The 20,663-nt window shown below is 68.5% G+C and carries 17 protein-coding genes and 1 tRNA gene; 11 read left to right on the forward strand and 7 right to left on the reverse strand.

What is annotated here, in order from left to right; all coding sequences use genetic code 11:
- Positions 1-221: 221 nt before the first annotated feature.
- Both QSK35_RS19945 and QSK35_RS19950 read right to left on the reverse strand, forming a co-directional pair.
- Entirely contained in the window at positions 222-1,136 is a 915-nt protein-coding gene (locus tag QSK35_RS19945; RefSeq protein WP_285748314.1) for a D-alanyl-D-alanine carboxypeptidase family protein, read from the reverse strand.
- Positions 1,137-1,193: 57 nt separating this feature from the next.
- On the reverse strand, positions 1,194-2,069 hold the full coding sequence (locus tag QSK35_RS19950) for a hypothetical protein (protein WP_285748316.1): 876 nt from the start codon (positions 2,067-2,069) through the stop codon (positions 1,194-1,196).
- 80 nt (positions 2,070-2,149) lie between these two features.
- Here QSK35_RS19950 and QSK35_RS19955 point away from each other — a divergent pair, with 80 nt between their 5' ends.
- On the forward strand, positions 2,150-3,193 hold the full coding sequence (locus tag QSK35_RS19955) for an FAD-dependent oxidoreductase (protein ID WP_285748318.1): 1,044 nt from the start codon (positions 2,150-2,152) through the stop codon (positions 3,191-3,193).
- Here the strand turns inward: QSK35_RS19955 and QSK35_RS19960 are convergent.
- Entirely contained in the window at positions 3,161-4,468 is a 1,308-nt protein-coding gene (locus QSK35_RS19960) for a styrene monooxygenase/indole monooxygenase family protein (RefSeq protein ID WP_285748320.1), read from the reverse strand. The genes QSK35_RS19955 and QSK35_RS19960 overlap by 33 nt on opposite strands.
- 136 nt (positions 4,469-4,604) lie before the next feature.
- On the opposite strand from QSK35_RS19960, the gene QSK35_RS19965 reads away from it, so the two are divergent.
- Entirely contained in the window at positions 4,605-5,003 is a 399-nt protein-coding gene (locus tag QSK35_RS19965; RefSeq protein ID WP_285748322.1) for a nuclear transport factor 2 family protein, read from the forward strand.
- Between the two features lie 2 nt (positions 5,004-5,005).
- Here QSK35_RS19965 and QSK35_RS19970 read toward each other — a convergent pair whose 3' ends face one another.
- Entirely contained in the window at positions 5,006-7,609 is a 2,604-nt protein-coding gene (locus QSK35_RS19970; protein ID WP_285748324.1) for an NPCBM/NEW2 domain-containing protein, read from the reverse strand.
- Between the two features lie 185 nt (positions 7,610-7,794).
- Here QSK35_RS19970 and QSK35_RS19975 point away from each other — a divergent pair, with 185 nt between their 5' ends.
- Positions 7,795-10,089 carry an ATP-binding protein gene (locus QSK35_RS19975; RefSeq protein ID WP_285748326.1) on the forward strand — a complete coding sequence of 765 codons (2,295 nt, stop codon included), beginning with the start codon at positions 7,795-7,797 and terminating at the stop codon, positions 10,087-10,089.
- A gap of 369 nt (positions 10,090-10,458) precedes the next feature.
- Here the strand turns inward: QSK35_RS19975 and QSK35_RS19980 are convergent.
- Positions 10,459-10,532, reverse strand: a tRNA-Leu gene (locus QSK35_RS19980).
- 66 nt (positions 10,533-10,598) lie between these two features.
- Between QSK35_RS19980 and QSK35_RS19985 the strand changes: the two genes are divergently transcribed.
- A complete protein-coding gene (locus QSK35_RS19985; RefSeq protein ID WP_285748329.1) occupies positions 10,599-10,820 on the forward strand; it encodes a DUF3618 domain-containing protein in 222 nt (73 codons plus the stop codon).
- Positions 10,821-10,865: 45 nt separating this feature from the next.
- Here QSK35_RS19985 and QSK35_RS19990 read toward each other — a convergent pair whose 3' ends face one another.
- Positions 10,866-11,480 carry a TetR/AcrR family transcriptional regulator gene (locus QSK35_RS19990; RefSeq protein ID WP_285748330.1) on the reverse strand — a complete coding sequence of 205 codons (615 nt, stop codon included), beginning with the start codon at positions 11,478-11,480 and terminating at the stop codon, positions 10,866-10,868.
- 222 nt (positions 11,481-11,702) lie between these two features.
- On the opposite strand from QSK35_RS19990, the gene QSK35_RS19995 reads away from it, so the two are divergent.
- The 5 genes from QSK35_RS19995 (at position 11,703) to QSK35_RS20015 (ending at position 17,971) form a co-directional block, all read left to right on the forward strand.
- Complete coding sequence (locus QSK35_RS19995) at positions 11,703-14,000, forward strand: glycosyl hydrolase family 95 catalytic domain-containing protein (protein ID WP_285748332.1); 2,298 nt, start codon at positions 11,703-11,705, stop codon at positions 13,998-14,000.
- A 55-nt stretch (positions 14,001-14,055) separates the two neighbouring features.
- Positions 14,056-15,720, forward strand: coding sequence for an NPCBM/NEW2 domain-containing protein (locus tag QSK35_RS20000; RefSeq protein WP_285748334.1), 1,665 nt, complete (start codon positions 14,056-14,058; stop codon positions 15,718-15,720).
- Positions 15,721-15,826: 106 nt separating this feature from the next.
- Positions 15,827-16,444: a hypothetical protein gene (locus tag QSK35_RS20005; RefSeq protein WP_285748336.1), complete on the forward strand. Its 618-nt coding sequence runs from the start codon at positions 15,827-15,829 to the stop codon at positions 16,442-16,444.
- A gap of 81 nt (positions 16,445-16,525) precedes the next feature.
- Positions 16,526-16,846: a hypothetical protein gene (locus tag QSK35_RS20010; protein ID WP_285748338.1), complete on the forward strand. Its 321-nt coding sequence runs from the start codon at positions 16,526-16,528 to the stop codon at positions 16,844-16,846.
- Between the two features lie 90 nt (positions 16,847-16,936).
- Positions 16,937-17,971 carry a zinc-dependent alcohol dehydrogenase family protein gene (locus QSK35_RS20015; RefSeq protein ID WP_285748341.1) on the forward strand — a complete coding sequence of 345 codons (1,035 nt, stop codon included), beginning with the start codon at positions 16,937-16,939 and terminating at the stop codon, positions 17,969-17,971.
- A gap of 63 nt (positions 17,972-18,034) precedes the next feature.
- Here the strand turns inward: QSK35_RS20015 and QSK35_RS20020 are convergent, their stop codons facing one another.
- Entirely contained in the window at positions 18,035-18,601 is a 567-nt protein-coding gene (locus QSK35_RS20020) for a TetR/AcrR family transcriptional regulator (RefSeq protein ID WP_285748921.1), read from the reverse strand.
- 97 nt (positions 18,602-18,698) lie between these two features.
- Between QSK35_RS20020 and QSK35_RS20025 the strand changes: the two genes are divergently transcribed.
- Both QSK35_RS20025 and QSK35_RS20030 read left to right on the forward strand, forming a co-directional pair.
- A complete protein-coding gene (locus QSK35_RS20025) occupies positions 18,699-20,192 on the forward strand; it encodes a flavin-containing monooxygenase (protein WP_285748342.1) in 1,494 nt (497 codons plus the stop codon).
- 164 nt (positions 20,193-20,356) lie between these two features.
- On the forward strand, positions 20,357-20,599 hold the full coding sequence (locus QSK35_RS20030; RefSeq protein ID WP_285748343.1) for a hypothetical protein: 243 nt from the start codon (positions 20,357-20,359) through the stop codon (positions 20,597-20,599).
- The last annotated feature ends 64 nt before the right edge of the window (positions 20,600-20,663 follow it).

The following is a 20,663-nucleotide window of genomic DNA, read 5'->3' on the forward strand; positions in this document are numbered from 1 at the left end:
CAAGCCCCGACAACCCATCCGGCCAGGACCCGGCCGCCCACCAGGCCACACCACCACACCCGCCCCCCGACACCCCGTCATCCGCAAACAACGCAGGCCCAGCAAACCCAAGACAGCAAACAACAAACGGGCCGCCGCTCACGCGACGGCCCGCTAGGGAACTCACCCCTGGTTAAAACACCAGCCAGCGGTCAGCGCTGGGAAAGCTCCCCCCATAGCAATCAGTCGATGTGCCGGTCGGCGAGGTAGACGCCACGCGTGAGCTTGGTCAGGCGGTCCGCCGAGACGTCCCACGTGGTGCCCTCGGGCTCCAGCGTCAGCACGACCATGATCTTGCGGTCGTTCGTGCCGTACGTGCCGCTGGTGTGCATGGCCGGGCTGGTCAGGTCCAGGTCGGCGGACCGGATCCCAGGTCCGACCGGGCCCTCCTTGGCGGCACCGAGGTCCGTGCGCGGCTTCTGCGGCTCGACGCACGGGCGGGGCGGCGTGTCGCCGAACCGCGACCATCCCTGCTTGTAAGCCACCTCACCGGGCACGGCGCTCGGGATGCCGAAGGACTGGTCGAACCCGTCCGTCGCGCACACCGTCGCCTGGTGCAGGTTGCCCATGATGAAGTCGCGGAACTTCGGGTGCGCCTCGTCGAGGATGTACCGGTAGATCTTCACCACGTCGGACGCGCTGAGCGCGGTGTAGCCCCAGAAACCGACGTTGACCGGCGGCTCGGTGTCCTCGAGCTTCAGCTTGACGACCATCCGCTCGACGATCTTCTCCCAGCCCTCCTGCACCCAGAGCTCGGAGGCGGCGTTGTCGTCGCTGGAGCGCAGCATCGGCACCAGCCGCACGAGGTCGGCCTGCGGGATCTCCGCGTCGGGACCTCGCTTCTCCAGGTAGTCGAGCGCGATGAGGATCTTCACGATCGACGCCGAACGGATCTGCTTGTGCTCGTTGTGCTCGAGCGTCGTCTTCCCGGTCTTGCGGTCGAACACCGCGAACGCCGCGGTGACGCCGGATTCGAGGCCCGCCACAGCGCTGTTTTGGGGGTCGGAGCCTGCGTCAGCGCCCGCAGGCACAGTCGAGTTGAGCATTGCCAGTGACGCCACGGTCGCGACCGTGGCCAGTGTGCGGAAGACCTTCACAGCCGGAAAGTTACCGACCACCGCTGACGTCTCGCTCTCGTTTGGAAGGAATTCGAACTAACTGCCCAGCTCGGCCGCGTAGAGCTCGCCGGTGAGACGCGTCACGCGCTCGGCCGCGACGTCCCACGTGGTGCCCGCGGGCTGCAGGGTCAGCACGACCATGATCTTGCGGTCCCACCGGCTGTAGACGCCACTGGTGTGCATCGCGGGCGAGGTCAGGTCGATGTCCGACGCCGACGCGATGCCGGGCTCCACCGGGCCTTCCTTGGCGGCGCCGATGAACGGGTCCTTGGCCTGTGCCTGGGCGCACGGGCGCGGCGGCGTGTCGCCGAACCGCGACCAGCCCTGCTTCCATCCCGGGTAACCGGGCACGGCGCTCGGGATGCCGAAGGACTGGTCGAACCCGTCCGTCGCGCACTTCGTCGCGTAGTGCAGGTTGGTCATGATGAAGTTGTGGAACGACGGGTTCGCGCGTTCCTGGATGTACCGGTAGATCTTCACGATGTCCGAGGCACTGACCGCGGTGTAGCCCCAGAAGCCGACGTTGGCGGGCGGCTCGGTGTCCTCCAGCCCGATCAGGACGATCATCCGCTGGATGATCTTCTCCCAGCCCTCCTGGACCCACAGCGAGGAGGCGGCGTTGTCGTCGCTGGACCGCAGCATCGGCACGAGCCTGTCCAGGTCGGCCTGCGGGATGGTCGCGCCGGGACCGCGCTTCTCCAGGTAGTCGAGCGCGATGAGGATCTTGACGATCGACGCGGATCTGATCTTCATGTGCTCGTTGCTGGAGAGCTTCATATGCCCGGTGTTGCGGTCGTACACCGCGTACGCGGCGGTGACGCCGGGGTCGACCGCCGGAGCGGCGATCGCTGTGGACGGAACGGATAACGCCGCCGCGGCCGTGGCCGCGACGAGGATGCGTGTGAGCTTCACGGGCGGGGAAGCTACCCAGCCGCGCTGACTCGTGGCTCACATTCGGGACGATGTGAGCAGATCGACAGGTTGATCGAGGTATGACGGACGTCGTGGTGATCGGGGCGGGACAGGCCGGGCTGTCCAGCTCGTACCACCTGCGCAGGCACGGGATCGACCACGTCGTGCTGGACGCGGAGGACGGCCCCGGCGGCGCGTGGCGGCACCGGTGGGACACCCTGCGCATGCGGACTGTCCACGGCATTTACGACCTGCCCGGAATGGCGTTCGAGCAACCGGACGAAGGCGCGAAGGCCAACGAGGTCATCCCCGCCTACTTCGGACGGTACGAGCGCGAGTTCGACCTTCCGGTGATCCGGCCCGTGCAGGTGCGGACCGTCTCCGACGACGGCGACCGGCTGCGAATCGAGACGGACAAAGGACTTTGGTCCACCCGCGGGCTGATCAACGCGACCGGCACGTGGCGCCGGCCGTTCTGGCCGCGCTATCCGGGCCAGGAGACGTTCCTGGGCCGCCAGTTGCACACCGCGGACTACCGCGGGCCCGAGGAGTTCGCGGGCAAGCGGGTGGTCGTGGTCGGTGGCGGCGCGTCGGCGGTCCAGCAGCTCCTGGAGATCGCGCAGGTCGCCGCGGACACGAGGTGGGTCACGCGCACGGAGCCGATCTGGCGCGAGGGCCCGTTCACGCCCGAGTACGGCCGCTCCGTGGTGGCGATGGTCGACGAGGCCGTGCGCGCCGGCCTGCCGCCGCGCAGCGTCGTCAGCGTCACGGGACTGGCGCTCACCCCTGAAGTGCGGGAAGGAATCCGCGCCGGAATCCTTGACCGCAAGCCGATGTTCGACCACATCACGCCGAACGGCGTCGCGTGGGACGACGAGGCGTTCGACGCGGACGTCATCCTGTGGGCGACCGGGTTCCGGCACGACCTCGACCACCTGGCGCCGTTGCGCCTGCGCGGTCCCGGCGGCGGGATCGTCATGGACGGCACCAGGGTCGTCGCGGATCCACGAGTGCACCTCGTCGGCTACGGCCCGTCCGCGAGCACTGTCGGCGCCAACCGGGCCGGTCGCGTGGCCGTGCGCGAGCTGATGTCACACCTGACGGCCGAAAACCTTGTGGCTTAAGACCTTCTTCGCGACACCGAGCTTGTAGCGCAGCACGTCCATCTTGTGCACGCCGTGGGTGGCGAGGAAGTCGCGGGCCTGCCCGCGGTCGGTGAACCACGGCGTGAAGCTCGCCGGGTCGTTGAACCCCTCGAAGACCGCGCCCGCGATGGTGTCGTTGCGTGACGCGGCGAGCAGCAGTTCCTGCTGGAACGGCTGCAGCGGCTCGAGGAAGACGTTCGAGAAGTCGTTGACGTGCCTGCCGTAGTCCCAGAACTCGTCGAACTGTTCGGTCAGCCAGTCCTGCGAGAAGTCCTCGCCGCGTCCGACGATCTTGTGGGTGAAGAACGTCGCCATCCGCGTCGCGTTGTTCGCGCCCTGCCCGGCGAGTGGGTCGTTGAGCACGATCGCGTCACCCAGCCCGAGCACGGGTCTGCCGGACGGCAGCACCCCAACTGCTTGCCGCACAACGGGAACGAGCGAACCGGCCAGCCACGTCACCGGTGAGGTCGGCCGCGCGGGCGCGAGGAAGCCGGACTCCCACGGTAACAGGTCCTTCGCGAGACCTCGCAACGCGTCGAGAGCCTCGTCGGCCGTCTTGACGTCGCCGAACCGGTCCGCGGGCCCGCCCGGCATCGCCTCGACGACGAGGCTGCGCGTGACGCCGGCGTCCTTGTCCAGGAACGGAACCCAGAACATCTCGAGGACGCCCGGCATGAACGAGAACGCGAGGTCCTCGTGCTCGGTCCGCGCCGACAGGTCGTAGTCCGCGATGTTCATCATGAACAGGCTGCGCCGCGGTTCGGTGTAGACGCTGCGCGCGTCGTCGCGCGGGAACAGCTCGGTCAGCGACCGTTGCCCGGTCGTCACGACGACGAGATCGTGCTGCTGCGCGATCTTCTCCAGCTTCGGCGCGGAGATGTGGTCGATCACGACGTCGGCGCCGCGCTCGGCCAGCTCCTGCATGCCGCGCGAGAACTTCAGGCGCTGGTCCACGGCCAGCGCCGGTTTGCGCAGTGGGGCGCAGATCGTGAACGCGACCATCGGGTCCGGCAGGCACAGGTCCAGGTGGATGCGGCCGATGCCCGGCGCCTGGTCGTCCCAGAAGTTCAGGCCGAGTTCCCGTTCGCGCACCACCGAGTCGCCCCACAGGCACGCCGTCGGCCGGCCGCGGTCCTGCAGGTAGTCGTCAGGCGTTCGGTCCGAGTAGAGCGTGACATCGAACCCCTCGCGCAACAGTCCCGCGCCCAGCACGATTCCGGCCTGCCCGGCCCCGACTATCGCAATCGATGTCACAGGGAATCATCATTCGTCGCCCCCGGAAGCGCTGCCAAGCCCACAACTGGGTATTTCCTCCGGTAGAGCCGGCCCGCGCCCGGACGCGGCACGCTGATCTCGGGCGCCCCGGCCGGGGCGGAGTTACCGTGCGCTGATGGAACGCGCGCAGCTGACCCAGCGGGTTCGTGACGTCTACGCCGCCTTCGCGTCCGGGGATCCGGAGTCCTATCGGGCGGCGTTCGCGCCGGACGTGGTGTGGCACGTTCCCGGCGACAACCCCGTATCCGGTGAGTATCGCGGCGAGGACTACTTCACCACGATGCCGCAGCGCATGGGGCCCCTCGACGAGTGGCGCTTCACCGTGACCGATGTGGAGACCAACGAGCGCGACCGGGTGGCGCTGGTCGCGGTGCACGTCACCGGGGAGCGGCGCGGCGTGCGGATCGACATGGACGGCCACCACGTGATCCGGCTCGACGAGTCCGGCCGGGTCGCCGAGGGCTGGGGCTTCGTGGCCGACCAGGACGCCCTCGACGACTTCTTCCGGGCCTGAGGTCAGCAGCGCACCCTGACGTCGCCCCACGACGCGTGGTCGTTCTGGTTGCCGTCCCCGCCGTCGCCGACCCGCAGCGTCAGCACCTTCACGCCGGTGAGGTCCACGCTCCACGCCGACACCGGCGACCGCACGCCGAGCACACCGCTGTCCGCGAGCACGACGCCGTCGCCGAGCACCTGGAACGACACGGTCCCGCCTGCCTTCTGCCGCGCCACGTCCAGCCCGGCCTCGTCGTCGACGCCGACCGACGCCGCAAAAGCCGTGCAGCGGGCGTCCAGCGCGATCGTGATCTCGGACGACGCGTGCGTGCCGATGCCCTTGCCGAACGTGGTGCGCCGAATGGCGATCCCGCGCCCGTCACCGGCCGCGGCACCGCCGTTGGCCAGGTCGCGCTCGACCGGGCCGTCGCCGCCGACCGCGGTCAGGAACGGCATGTCGCTCAGGTACTTCCACCCCGGTTCGAGCGGCTTCACCAGATGCACCTTGACGGCCTGCTCGTCCTCGACGCCGCCGTTGAACGATGCGACGACCGGGATGTCGATGTACCCGTACGAAGACGGCGACGCCGGGGGAGCGACGGTCCACTTCCCGGACACGGACTCACCGGCGCGCAACCGTGGCGCGGTCACGGGGGCGCCGGTGAGCGTCCACCCGGCCGGGACGCGCGGTGCGAACGACACCCGCGAGACCGCCTCGTTCGCGATGAACGTGCCGCTGACCTCGAAACCCTTGGCGGAGGCCGAAACGGTCGTCGCCGGCACCCGGTGCACCGGGCGGTAGCAGGAGTTGCGGCACGCGATCGCCGCGAAGCCGCCGTTCTGCTTGACGTCCAGCGTCAGGGTGTCGCCGGCGCGCACGGTGCGTTGTTCGGACACCAGGCCGGCCGGGCCGTCCCGGACGATCTCCAGGTTCCACCGGCCGGACGGCAGGTTCAGCGGCACCTGGACCGTGCGCGCGGCGCCGTTGTAGCCGCCGCCGATGAACCAGCGGTCGCCCGAGCGGCGGGCGAACACCGCGTGGTCGGCGGGACGGCCGGTCAGCAGCTTCGTCTCGTCCCACGTCGTCGGCACCTGGTCGAGGAACCGTTCGGCCAGCGGACGTGCGGCATAGTCCTCCGGCTTGCCCGCGAAGTTCGCGAGGGCCGACTCGAAGGTCACCGCCAGGGCGAGCTCGTGCGCGTCCGAGGTGACGCGGCTCGGGCGGTGCCACGCCATCGGCGTGTAGTCCATCGAACCGACGACGTTGCGGGTGAACGGCAACGACGTCATGTGCGTGCCGGACAGGCCGCTGGACTTCTCGCCGCCGTGCACGGCTTCCATGGTCATCACGTGCGGCCACGTGCGCTGCAGGCCGTGCGGGATGGTCGAACCGTGGAAGTTGACCAGCAGGTGGTGCGCCGCGGTCTCGGGCAGGATCCGGTCGTACCACCGGTAACGGTCCTGGCCGTCGGAGTCCATGAAGTCGATCTTCAGGCCCGCGATGCCCCAGGATTCGAAGAGCGCCAGGCGAGACGCGCGTTCCGCCGCGGTGTCGAGTTCGTCGTAGTGCACCCAGAGGTGGATCTTCACGCCACGCGCGGCGGCGTAGGAGACCAGCTGGGGAATCCAGGACGTCTTCTCCCATGCCGGGTCGTAGTCCCAGTTCGGGTCGAAGTACCAGCCCGCGTCGACCAGTGCGTACGGCCAGCCGTGCGCGGCCGCGTAGTCCACGTACCCCTTCTGCATCGCCAGGCTCTGCCCCGCCTCGCGGCCGCCGGCGAGCCAGCTCCAGAACACCTTGCCCGGCTTGACCCACGACGTGTCGCGCACCTGCGACGGCTTCGCCAGGTCGTCCACCAGCGTGGACGTCGAGACCGTCTCGAGTGAGCCGACGATCGCGGTGCGCCACTGCGACTGCCATGGCCCGTCGACGAGCACCTTCTCGTCCCAGTACTTCACCTGGTAGGCGCCGGATCCCGCGGTGTGCACGAGGTGCGCACCCGAGTGCCGTCCGTCCACATCGGACTCGGTGAGCAGGGCGTACGAGCCCGCGACCTCGAACAGCGCGGGGAACAGGTACTCCGCCGTCTCCGCGCCGCCCGCGGTGGTCTGCACGAACGGGTTCTCGTAGTCGCGCCGGTACTTCGCCAGCCACGCGTTGGCGGCGGTGTGGAACAGGAAGGCGGACGTCTCGCGCAGCACGGCGCCGGTGTTCTCCGGCAACTCGTATCGATACGCGACACCGTCTTCGCCGGTGCGCACCACGAGATCGAGCCGGGCCACGCCCTGGAGCTCGTAGCGATCCTCGCGGTGGAACACCGTGCGGCGCCGTTGCTTGCCGACCGTGGATGTGTACTGCTCGAACACCTGTCGAGACGTGTGCCGGATGAGCTTCAGATCCTTGGACAGGTCGGCTCTTTCCGTCACCACACCGACCGGGCCCGGCTCCAGCACGGTCCGCCCCTCGCGGCTCACGCCGAGCGTCACGGTGCCGTTCTCGACCTTGACTTCCGCTTTCGGCCAGGAAGAACGTGGTTCGGCGGCAACGGCTTGCGGTGCCAGCGGCACCACGAGCACGGCGGCGAGCACGCCGGCCGCGCACCGCCGCACGGCAGAGGACAGCATCGTCGGGTCTCCTCCAACGGTCGACAACGCGGCGGCGATAGGTCCGATGTATACGCGGTCAAAAGTGTCGGGTCTACGTCCGCAGGGCACATTCCTCATGCAGAGATCGGGTGGGCGTGCCAATGTGACGCTCCGCTTCCGGAAAGCCCTTTCCACCAAGTAATCGCTTGATTACGATGCGTGTGGTGACGGAGCTGGCGGGGACCTGCGAGACCTGCGGAGCCGCGACCTCCACGGGCAGGCGCAGGCACGCGAGGTACTGCTCCAATGCCTGCCGTCAGCGGGCCTACCGGCAACGCGCGTCGCGCGACATCGACCTGTCGGCCTCGCTGGACAGCTTCATCGGCCGCGCGGACGAGCTGGCCTATCTGCAACGGCTGGCCGGCGCCTGCCGGATGCTCACGCTCGTCGGACCCGCCGGTGTCGGGAAGACCAGGTTGGCCAAGGAGTTCGCGCCGGACGCGGTGTGGGTCGAACTCGGTTCGGTCTACCAGGGCGAGTTCGTCGTGCAGGCCATCGCGACCGCGCTGGGCGTCGCCGAGGTGGCGCGCGAGCCCGTGGTGCGCACGCTGCTGCGCACGTTGTCGGAACGATCGTTGTTGCTGGTGCTGGACAACTGCGAGCACATGGTCGCGGAGTGCGCGCACCTGGTCGAGGCGCTGCTGATGGGCTGTCCGGGCATCCGGGTGCTGGCGACCAGCCGCGAGGCGCTGCGCGTGCCCGGCGAGGTCGTCTACCAGGTGCACCCGCTGCCGATCGCGTCGGCGGTCGAGCTGTTCGAGGACCGCGCGCGGGCGAACAACCTCGGCCTGACGTTCGACCTGGCCGACCAGGAGATCATGTCGAGCGTCTGCGCCCGCCTGGACGGCCTGCCGCTCGCGATCGAGCTGGCCGCGCGACTGGTGACCGTGCTGCCGGTCGCCGAGGTGCTGGCGCGGCTGGACGACCGGCTGGCGTTGCTCAACCGCGGCAACCGCACGGCGGCCGAGCGGCACCAGAGCCTGCGGGCGGCGATCGAGTGGAGCTACGACAACCTCGACGCCCACGAGCAGCGGGTGTTCCGCCGGCTGTCGCCGTTCTCCGGCGGCTTCGGCGTCGACATCGCGGTCGCCGCGTGCGCGGACGAGACGCTGCCGCCGGACCGCGTGCTGGGACTTTTGTCCGTGCTCGTGGCGAAGTCGCTGCTGGTCGCGACAACGTCGGCGAACGGCGTGGCGCGGTTCGACCAGCTCGAGTCCGTCCGCCTGTACGGCAAGGAGAAGCTCGTCGAGTCCGGCGAGTGCGACGCGACCACTCTCGGCGTGGTCGCGTGGTTCATGGAGGTGTGGCGCAAGTTCTCGCTCTCCATGTTCAGCCCGTCCGAGCTGCTGGAACCGCTGAGCGCGGAGTCCGGCGCGCTGCAGCTGGCCGTCGAGTGGGCGACCTCCCGGCGTGACCCGTCCGAACTGCCGCTGGCGACGCTGCTCGCCGTGACGTGGCGCGACCAGGGCTATGTGTCGGAGGGGCGACGGCTGCTGGACAACGTCGTGCGCACGTCCGACGGCACCCCCGAGGACCGCTGCATCGCGCTGTGCCACCTGGCCTTCCTCGCGGGTACCGACCTCAACGACGCGGCCGGCTTCCGCTTCGCCGAACAGGCGGTCGAACTGGCCCGCGGCCTGGACTCCCCGATCGCGCTGGCCCGCGCGTTGAACGGCCTCGCCGGCGAGCACACCCGCGCCGAACGCCTCGACCACGCGCGCAAGTACTACGAGGAGGCCGTGGCGCTGCTGGCGCCGGTGGGGGAGCCGCTCGACATCGCGATCGTCGAGCACAACCTCGCGTGGGTCGCGCTGCAAAGCGGTGACGTCGAGTTCGCGGACCAGCTGATCGACGACGTCCTACCGGTCTACCGCAGGCTCGCACCGCCGCCGCGGTTGGCCGTGTTCCTGCACACCGTGGGCATCCGCGCTTTACGTCGCGGTGATCTCGACGAGGCCTTGGCCCGGTTCCAGGAGTCGGTGCGTACCTGTTCGGTCGGCAGCTTCTGGTTCTCGCACGTCATCGAGGGGCTCGCCATGGTCGCCCTGCGCCGCGGCGACCCCCGCCGCGCCCTGCGGCTGGTCGGCGCCGCGTCCCGAGTGCGGACCGTGGGCCAGGCCAAGCAGGACGCGCAGTGGCAGGAGGAGCTGCACGCCACGATCCGCTCGTGCCGCGCGGTGCTGGAGCACTCGGAGGCGGAGGACGTGCTGGCGGCGGGGCGGGAGATGACGCCCGAGCAGGTCGTCGAGTACGTGCTCGACGCCGAGCCCGAGCGGGTGCTGTCCGACCGGGAGCGCCAGGTCGTGTCGCTCGTGGCCGCTGGGCACACCAACCAGCGGATCGGGTCGACGTTGCACATCTCGGAACGGACCGTCGAGGCTCATTTGCAGCGGGTGCGGCAGAAGCTCGATCTGCGTTCGCGCACGCAGATCGCGGCTTGGGCGGCGCAGCACTTGTAACACCGCCGTCTCGTGTTACGCCTTGCGGGTTTTGCCGACTGCCGCATGATCACGAGCCGCTTTAGCGTTGGTGCATCGGACGTCCTTGACGTCACAGGTCCGGGTACCCGTCGCCGGTGAGCGGGGCCCGCGAGGCCCGCCGCGGGTCCAGCCCCCGCGGCGGGCCTCGTTGCTTTGCCTCGGGGGTGGGTGCCCGCGAAGGCGCCGGCGCTGGTTACCACGGGGTGGGGTGACCGATGGGGCGAGGGCGACCACCGACGGGGGTCCGGGGGCCAAGCCCGCCGGGCGGGGTCTGGGGGTTGCCCCCCAGAAAACACCCCCCGAGAGCAATGGCGAGCGCTCTCCGCGAGCAGGCTCCGCCTGCTCGAGTGGGGTCGGGGGGACTCGAACCCCCACTGGCTGGAACCTAAATCCAGTGCCTCTGCCAATTGGGCTACGACCCCGGCGGTGGGCAAGCCTATCGGTTGCTCCACTACGGTGTGCACATACCGCTGCTAGGGAGGACTTCTGTGGCTCGCGACCCCGACACCATCCAGCGTGAGATCGAGCAGGCGCGTGACGCGCTGGCCGCGACGCTCGACGAGCTCGGCGAGCGGGCGAACCCGCAGAAGCTCGTCGACACGGGCAAGGCGAACCTCCTCGCCACGCTGAACGAGCCGAAGGTCAAGTACACCCTGATCGCAGTGGGTGCGGTGGTGGCGTTCGGCCTCCTCCGCAAGCTTTTCCGCTGATCAGTGCTCGTGAGTGGTTTCCGTCGCTATGACGACGGAAACCACTCACGACCTGACGAGGGGGACGAGGACCTGCTCGACGATCTTCTCCACGAACGCCTCGTCGAGCGGGTCGCCCGTCAGCATCAACCGATAGGTCAACGCCGCCCCCGCGAGTTCGACGGCCATGCCGCGTGGCGCGTCGGGGCGTAGTTCGCCGCGCTCGGACGCGCGGTCGAGGATGCCCTGCAGCGTGTTGCGCTGCGAGATCAGGAAGGTCTCGCGGAACGCGGCGGCGAGCTCCGGCTCGTGGGGCAGTTCGCCGACGAGGGCCTGCGCCGCCTTGCCGATCGGGCCGGACAGGAACGCGGCGAACGAGGACAGGAACGAGCGCAGGTCACCGGCCAGCGACCCCGTGTCGGGGGCGGCCAGGTTCTGCGACGCGAGCTGCGTGCACGTGTCGATCACGAGGTCGAGCTTCGACTCCCAGCGGCGGTAGATGGTCGCTTTGCCGGCACGGGCGCGCGCGGCTACGGCGTCCATCGTCAGTGCGCGGTAGCCGACCTCGGCCATCACTTCCAGGGCGGCCTGTCGTAAGGCGTCGTCCCTGCTGGCGTCGCGCGGCCGTCCGCGTTGCACGGATCTGTTGTCGCCGCTGTACGCCGCTGTCGTCACGGCCATGCCACCTCCCTGGAGAACGGGCACAGCACGGCCCATAGGCCGGACATCCTAGGCGTCCGGATGAGCATCGAGGCCCAAACGCGCCCGATGTTGCTTCATGTTCTTTGTAGTTGGCTCTTGCGCGATGTGGCCCAGAACTCCTACCTTTCCGAATTGTCTGGACCAGGCTGCACCGCCGCGCACCTGGACCGCTGTTGTCGGCCTGCGCGGTGAGGAGCTGGGATGGGCGTGGACAGAAGGGCTTTCCTCGGCGGCACCACGGCGGCGGTCACCGCCGGCCTGCTCGTTCCCACGGGAGCTCATGCCGTTGCGGAGCCGCTGTCATCCGACGTCTCTGCTTGCGAAGGTATGTCGGAACTTGATTGGCGCGCGTTCATCGGCGCGCAGGACCTCATCTGGAAGTCGGCGCCGACGAAGTACGGGCAGGCGCCGTTCCTCGGGGACGGCCGGCTCGGCAGCGTCGTGTACGCCGAGGGCAACACCGTGCGGTTCACCGTGCAGCACGCCGAGGTGCAGGACCACCGCGCCAAGGACGGCACCCAGTTCGGCGTCTGCCGCCTGCCCGTCGGCAACCTCGTCGTCACTGCGACCGGCACGGTCACCGGGATCGACTGGCGCCTCGACCTGTGGAACGCCGAACTCAAGGGGACCGTCACGACCGACAAGGGCGTGATCGAGTTCCGCGCGTACGTGCACACCTCGCGGTCCGTGTTGCGCATCAAGGTCGAGACCGAGGGGCAGGAAGAGCCCGTCGTCGCGTTCAACCCGTCGAAGGCCATCCCGCCGCGCGCGGCGTTCAACCCGTTGCCCGAGGGCTACCAGTTCAACCCGGACTTCACGACCAGGACCGACGGCAAGGAACAGCTGGTCACGCAGAACCTGCTCGTCGGCGGCCAGACCGCGACCGCTTATCGGATCACCAAGGGCCGCCGCAGCCAGACCCTGCTGCTCGCCGTCGCGCACACGTACCCGGACGCTACGGCCGAGGTGAAGGCGCTCAGCCTGGTGCGGTCGGCGGCGGCGCTCGGCGACCGGATGCTCGAGGTCACCCACCGGATGTGGTGGAACGCCTTCTACCAGAAGAGCTTCCTGTCGATTCCGGACCAGCGGATGCAGTCGTTCTACTGGATCCAGCTCTACAAGGTGGCGTCCGGCTCGCGCGCCGGCGGGCCCGTGATGGCGACGACCGGGCCGTGGCTGGAGAGCACGCCGTGGGCCGGCGCCTGGTGGAACCTGAACATGCAGCTGCAGTACTGGCTGCTGCACGGTTCCGGGCACCTCGAGCTGGACGCGATCACCACGACGCTGAAGGCCAACCAGGAGCAGCTCGTCAAGAACGTGCGGCCGGAGTACCAGCACGACTCGGCCGGCGTGAACCGCAGCACCGACCGGTTCACCAGCAACACCGGCTTCCTCGCCGTGCCCAGCCCCGGCGGCGGCACGAAGGAGCTCGGCAACCTGACGTGGGCGCTGCACAACGTGTGGCTGTCGTACCGGCACTCGATGAACAAGACGATCCTCGCCGACGTCGTGTTCCCGTTGCTGCGCCGGGCGATCAACTACTACCTGCACTTCCTGACCAAGGGCAACGATGGCAAGCTGCACCTCGACGAGACCACCTCGCCCGAGTACGGCAACGCGCCCGACTGCAACTACGACCTGCAGCTGATCCGGTGGGGCTGCCAGACGCTGATCGACTCTGCGAAGATCCTCAAGATCGAGGACCCACTGGCGCCCAAGTGGCAGGAGGTCCTGGACAACCTCGTGCCGTTCCCGGTGAACGAGAACGGCTTCATGATCGGTGCCGGGGTGCCGTTCGCGGTGTCGCACCGGCACTTCTCGCACCTGCTCGCGATGTTCCCGCTGATGACGGTGAACTGGGAGCAGCCGGAGAACCGCGAGCTCATCGAGAAGTCGTTGCACCACTGGATGTCGCTCGAACCCGCGCACCGCGGCTACAGCTACTCCGGCTCCGGCTCGATCGCCGCGCGCATGTTCCGCGGCGACGAGGCGCTCGCGTACTTCGTGAAGCTGTTCGACACCACCAAGCGGTTCCCGGTGCTGGAGAACACGATGTACACCGAGGCCGGACCGGTCGTCGAGACGCCGCTCTCCGGTGCGCAGACCATCCACGACTTCCTCCTGCAGAGCTGGGGCGGCGTGATCCGCGTCTTCCCGGCCGTGCCGTCGGTGTGGAAAGACGCCATGATCGACCGGCACTCCGCGGAGGGCGGGTTCGACGTCACCGCCCGCCGCGCCGCGGGGAAGACCGAGTTCGTGCTCGTGCGCAGCCGCGCGGGCGAACCGCTGGTGCTGCGGCACGGCATCGAGGGCGAGGTCACCGTGCGCACGCCGTCCGGCGGGCCGGTCCAGCACCGCGACCGCGGTGACGGGACGCTGGAGATCGAGCTCGCCAAGGGCCGCGAGGTGCTCGTGCACCCCAAGGGGAAGCGGCCCGACCTGACCGTCAAACCCGTCGCCATCTCCGTCCCCGGCAAGCCGTGGGGCCTGCCGGGCTGACGCCCAACGCTGTATTCCGTCGCCACCCGCTCACATCGGTGTGAAAGGAAAACCCATGCGCAGGCAAGTTCTCGCGCTGGCAACGGCACTGTCCACAATGGTCAGTGCAGGTGTGCTCGCCCTGGCCGTGGCACCCGCGGCCGAGGCGCTGCCGGACGGACTGGCGTTGACGCCCCCGATGGGCTTCAACAACTGGAACACCACCGCGTGCCGGGCGGAGTTCAACGAGGCGATGGTCAAGGGCATCGCCGACATCTTCGTCAACAAGGGCCTCAAGGACGCGGGCTACCAGTACGTCAACATCGACGACTGCTGGGCCGAGAAGTCCCGGGACGCCAACGGAAAGCTCGTCCCGAACAAGACGCGCTTCCCGAACGGCATCAAGGCCGTCGCGGACTACGTGCACTCCAAGGGCCTGAAGTTCGGCATCTACACGAGCGCGGGCACCAAGACGTGCAACAAGGACAACGGCTTCCCCGGCGGCCTGAACCACGAGGAGTCCGACGCTCAGCAGTTCGCGTCGTGGGGCGTGGACTACCTCAAGTACGACAACTGCAACAACCAGGGTGTCGACGCCAAGCAGCGCTACCGCAAGATGCGCGACGCGCTGAAGAAGACCGGCCGCCCGATCGTGTTCTCGCTGTGCGAGTGGGGCCAGAACAAGCCGTGGGAGTGGGCCAGCGACACCGGCCACCTGTGGCGCACCACCGGTGACATCAACGACACGTGGCCGCGCACCATGTCGATCTACGAGAAGAACGTCGTGCTCGACAAGTACGCGGGCCCCGGCCACTGGAACGACCCGGACATGCTCGAGGTCGGCAACGGCAAGATGTCCGCGACCGAGTACCGCAGCCACTTCAGCCTGTGGGCGGTCATGGCCGCGCCGCTGCTGATCGGCTCGGACCTGCGCAAGGTCAACGCCGACACGTTCACCATCCTGGAGAACCGCGACGTCATCGCCGTCGACCAGGACAAGCTCGGCAAGCAGGGCAGGCGGATCAAGACGACCGGCACGTCCGGCACCGACGTGATCGTGAAGGACCTGGCCAACGGCGACAAGGCCGTCGCGCTGTTCAACAAGACCGGCGGCACGGCCACGATCAGCACCTCGCTGCAGGAGATCGGCTTCGGCTCCGGCACGGCGACGCTGAAGGATCTCTGGTCCAAGGCGACCCGCAACACCACCGGCGCGATCAGCGCCTCGGTCCCGTCGCACGGCACGGTGATCTACCGGGTCAGCAAGAACGGCGGCGGCCAGCTGCCGACGCCGCCCGCGGGCACCACGGACCTGTCCGAGTTCGACGCGACGTCGTCGACCAACGGCTGGGGCCCGGTCGAGATCGACAAGAGCGTCGGCGGCAACCAGGCCGGTGACGGCAAGGCGCTGACGATCAACGGCGTCACCCACACGAAGGGCTTCGGCGCGCACGCGTCGTCGTCGATCGAGTTCTACCTGGGCAAGAAGTGCTCGACCATCTCGGTGGCGGTGGGTGTCGACGACGAGGTCGCGGTCGGAAAGGGGAGCGTGGTGTTCCAGATCTTCGCGGACTCCGCGAAGGTCGCGGACAGCGGCAAGCTCACCGGGACCGATCCACAGAAGACACTGACGGCGTCCCTGACGGATGCGGAGAACCTCCGCCTCGTCGTCACCGATTCGGGTGACGGCATCAACTCCGATCACGCCGACTGGGCGTCACCGCGTATCACCTGTGCGTAGTACGTGTCCCGTTTAAACCACCCGGATGTGGGTAATGCGTGTAACGCAGCCCACATCCGGGTTATATAAACCGGATATGAATAGAGCCCGGATAGTCCCCACCTTCGTGGCTGCTCTCGGTCTGGCGCTGGCGCCTGCGATGGCTCTGGCGGATCCCGGCAACGGCAACGGCAACGGGATCACGAACAACCCGCACGTCCCACCTGGACAGTCCGATCAGGACTTGACCCAGCCCCAGGAGCCGTCCAACGCCGACTTCACGGACAACGGCGCGAACACGTCGGGTCCGTACGACTCGACCCGCGACGGCTCGCCGTCACTGAACGGCAACGGCACCGGCGAAGCCGTGGGCAAGCCGTGCGCCGGCTGCGTCGGCAAGGCCGACAACAAGAACCCGCCCGGACAGATGCCCGACGGCTCGGACCTCAACGCGGGCTACGAGTGCGACACCAACCACGGCATCGGCAAGACCAACCCGGCGCACACCGGGTGCAAGCCGACCACGCCTCCGACGAGTTCCACCCCGCCGCCGTCGAACCCGCCGTCCTCGGACACCCCGGCACCTCCCGGTGGTGCCCAGGCCGGCGGCGAAGCGGCGAAGGCGGCGGCCGACGAACTCGCGTTCACCGGGTTCGACCTGCTGCCTGCCGGTCTCGCGGGCCTCGTGCTCGTCGGTGCCGGTGGCACGGCCCTGGTCGTCGGCCGGAGGTCGCGCCGGTCCTGACGAGAGTTGCCCCACCCCGGCCGCGGCCCGCGTTCCTACCGGGCCGCGGTCTTCTACGCTGGGGTTCTGGGGGTAGAGATCATGGTTCTGGGATGGTTGGTGCTGTTCGCACCCTTCCTGCTCGTCCCGCTCGCGTTCGTGCCGGTGGCCGAGCGCCGGGGGTACTGGATCGACCTGCGTGGCGGGGGCGGTCCGGCGTGGCGGAACTACGTGGGCCGGATGGGGTGGCTGGCGCTGCACGTTGTCGTGGCGGCCGGGCTCTTCGCCGTCCTGTACGCGAGCGAGCCGAGGTCCGGCGGGTGGTGGCTGTGGATGTTGCTGCCCGGCGCCGCGGTGGCGTTCGCGCGGCTCGCCGTTGAGGGCGTGCGCATCGTCCGGACCCTTATTCCCGCAGGTCACTGAGAGTAAGTCCACAGCGCGTCGATTAGTCGTGGCGACCGGTCCAGGGGGACGATGGTGCGGTCACGCCATCGATCTTCGAGGAGGGGCCCCGTGCGGGCGACCACGATCCACGGCTCTCACGACATCCGAGTGGAAGAGGTGCCCGACGCGGCCGTACGCCAGCCGACCGACGCCGTCGTGCGCGTCGAGCTCGCGTGCATCTGCGGCAGCGACCTCTGGGCGTACCGCGGCGTCGCCAAGCGCGAGGCCGGCCAGCGCATCGGTCACGAGTTCATCGGCATCGTCGAGGAGGTCGGCTCCTCCGTTGAGTCGATCAAGGTCGGCGACCGCGTCATCGCGCCGTTCGTGTGGAGCGACGGCACCTGCGCGTACTGCACGGCCGGCCTGCAGACGTCCTGTCCCCAGGGCGGTTTCTGGGGCTCCGGCGAGTCCGACGGCGGCCAGGGCGAGGCGGTGCGCGTCCCGCTCGCCGACGGCACGCTCGTGCGTGTCCCCAACGACGCGTCCGCGGACCTGCTGCCCGCGTTCCTCTCGCTGAGCGACGTCATGGGCACCGGCCACCACGCCGCGGTCGCCGCGGGCGTCGGCCCCGGCTCGACCGTCGCGGTCGTCGGAGACGGCGCGGTCGGCCTGTGCGGCGTGCTCGCCGCCAAGCGGCTGGGCGCCGAGCGGATCATCGCGATGGGCCGCCACGAGGACCGTGCCGCCGTGGCACGCCTGTTCGGTGCGACGGACCAGGTGGCCGTGCGCGGCGAGGCGGCCGTCGAGGCCGTGCGCGAACTGACCGGCGGCCTGGGCGCCTCCGCGGTGCTGGAGTGCGTCGGCACCGAGCAGTCTTGGACGACCGCGATGGACATCGTCCGCGACGGCGGTCGCATCGGCTACGTGGGCGTGCCGCACGAGATGCCCGGTCTGCCGCTCGGCAAGCTGTTCGGTCGCAACGTCAACGTCGGCGGCGGCGTGGCGCCCGTGCGGGCCTACCTGCCCGAGCTGCTGGCGGACGTCCTGGCGGGGCGGATCGACCCCTCGCCGGTGTTCGACAAGACCGTGTCGCTCGACGACGTGGCCAAGGGCTACCAGGCGATGGACGAGCGCACCGCGCTGAAGGTCATCGTCAAGCCTTGACGTTTTCGGTCACGCGGGAGCCCCGCGATGCATGACACGCATCGCGGGGCTCCCGCGTGACGGTCAAGCCTTGATGTGCCGTGCGACGCCGTTCCACACGACGTCCATGATGTAGTCGGTCGCGAGCGCGGGCCCCACCGAGGGCCTGCGCTCGCACCACAATGCGAGCCGTTCGCAGGCGCCGACGACGATCTCCGCGAACGCCTCCGCCTCCAGCGCGTCGATGCCCGGCGCGAACCCGGTGAGCACGGACGCGATCAGGTCCGTCTGCTGCCGCCGCACGGCCTCGACTTCCTCGTGCGCGATCGCCGTTTCCTGGCGCAGCATCGCCCATGACTTCGTGTGCTCGGCGATGAACTCGAAGAACGCCAGCAGCCCGAGCCGCAGGAACTCCTCGGGCGTCGAGGCGTTCGCGATCGCCTGCTCGGTCTTCGCTCTCAGCTCGATGCGCGCCTTGTGCACACACGCGATGAGCAGGCCTTCTTTCGAGCCGAAGTACTCGTAGAGCATCGGCTTCGAAACGCCCACGCGTTCGGCGATCTCGTCCATCGACGCGGCCAGGTAGCCGCGCTCGGCGAACACCTCCTCCGCGACGGTGAGCATCTGCTCCATGCGCTGTGCCTTCGGCATGCGTCGCCGGGTGGTCTCCACGAACGTAGTCTACCGTTCGTAACTTACTTCGAGTAACCTACTGGCGAGTAGATGTCGACGCGTGGGAGGGTCTGTCATGCACCGCGAGACCAAAGTGCTCGTCGTTGGATCCGGCTTCAGCGGGCTGGGCATGGCGATCGAACTCAAGCGTCGCGGTGAGCACGACTTCGTGGTCCTGGAGAAGGCGGACGACCTCGGCGGCACGTGGCGGGACAACTCCTACCCCGGCTGCGCGTGCGACGTGCCGTCGCACATGTACTCCTTCTCGTTCGAGCTGAACCCGCGGTGGTCGCGCATGTTCGCCGGGCAGCGGGAGATCTGGGACTACCTCCAGCGGGTCGCCTCCAAGTACGGGCTGCGGCCGCACATCCGGTTCCGCAGCAAGGTGTCCGGGGCGCGGTGGGACGAGGAGACCAAGCGCTGGCACGTCACCACTGAGCACGGCGACACCTACAGCGCCAAGGCGCTCGTGGCGGGCGTCGGGGCGCTGCACATCCCGAACGTCCCCGAGCTGCCCGGCATCGAGAACTTCGCCGGCAAGGCCTTCCACTCGGCCGAGTGGGACCACTCGTACGACCTGACCGGCAAGAAGGTCGCGGTGGTCGGCACGGGCGCGTCGGCGATCCAGTTCGTGCCGCGGATCGCCGGGGCGACGGCGGAGTTGAAGATCTTCCAGCGCACGCCGCCGTGGATCATGCCGAAGGCGGACCGCGAGATCCGTGGCTGGGAGCAGCGGATGTTCCGCGCATTGCCTTTCACGCAACGGCTGTACCGCGACTTCGTCTACTGGGTGCGGGAATCGAGCGCGCTCGGGTTCGCCGTCAACCCGAAGATCATGAAGCTGGCGCAGGGAATCGCCTTGCGGCACATGAAAACGCAGGTGCCCGACCCCGAACTGCGGCGGGCGCTGAAGCCCGACTACACGATGGGGTGCAAGCGGGTCCTGATCTCCAACGACTACTACCCGGCGTTGCGGCGGCCGAACGTCTCCCTTGTCACCGACGGAATCGCCGAGGTGCGCGAGTCGTCCATTGTGGACGCGAAGGGTGTCGAGCACGACGTCGACGTGATCATCTACGGCACCGGGTTCCACGTGTCCGACTCGTTCGACTACCTGGACGTCCAGGGGCGCGGCGGGGTCGACCTCGCGAAGAAGTGGCGTGAGGAGGGGATTGAGACGTACTTCGGGATCACGGTGTCCGGATTCCCGAACCTGTTCTTCCTGCTCGGCCCCAACACCGGTCTCGGTCACAACTCCGTCGTCTTCATGATCGAGTCGCAGATCCGGTACGTCTCGCAGTGCCTGGAGCTGCTCGACGAGCTGGGCGCGGACGAGATCGACGTGCGGCCCGACGCGCAGCGGCGGTTCAACGACGAGATGCAGCGGAAGCTCAAGCGGGGCGTGTGGACCCAGGGCGGCTGCAAGAGCTGGTACCTCGATGCGCAGGGCGTCAACCGGACCATCTGGCCCGGTTTCACCTGGCGCTACTGGATGCGCACCAAAACGGTACGCCGTGAAGACTATTGCGTTGTCCGCTCGCCGCGCGCTGTTGAGATGACCGCGAAGTAAATTGTCCTGACGGCCCGTTGTGCATTACTGCTTCTTGACGTGGTTGAAAACGTTTGAAGATGCGGTTTGGAATTCGTCTCAGATCGTTTTGACGCTTCTTGTGCTCGCCAGATGCCTGTTACGGTCCGTTTTGCCGCCGACTACACCTGGTCAAGGAGTGTGGAATGCGAACCCTGTTGATGACCGCGGCGACGGCCCTGGCGCTGTTGACACCGGTGCAGGAAGCGTCAGCGGATGGTGTTGAGCCGATGGGGGCCCAATGGTTCGGGCCCTACAGTGAGACGGTTTGTGAAGGAGCGGAATATGGCGCGGTGGTGAATGGCGGGTACACCATCGTCGTCCACTGCAAGCACTATCCGAAGCAGGGCAATTGGCCTGCGGGCTGGTACTTCCTGGCCAAGAAGTGAGATAGCTGATCAGCTGCGTTGGTCGCCTTTGCGGGGGCTCGATTTGACCTGGCTTCCCCAGGCC

The organism is Lentzea sp. NBRC 105346, assembly GCF_030269605.1.
GTDB lineage: Bacteria > Actinomycetota > Actinomycetes > Mycobacteriales > Pseudonocardiaceae > Lentzea.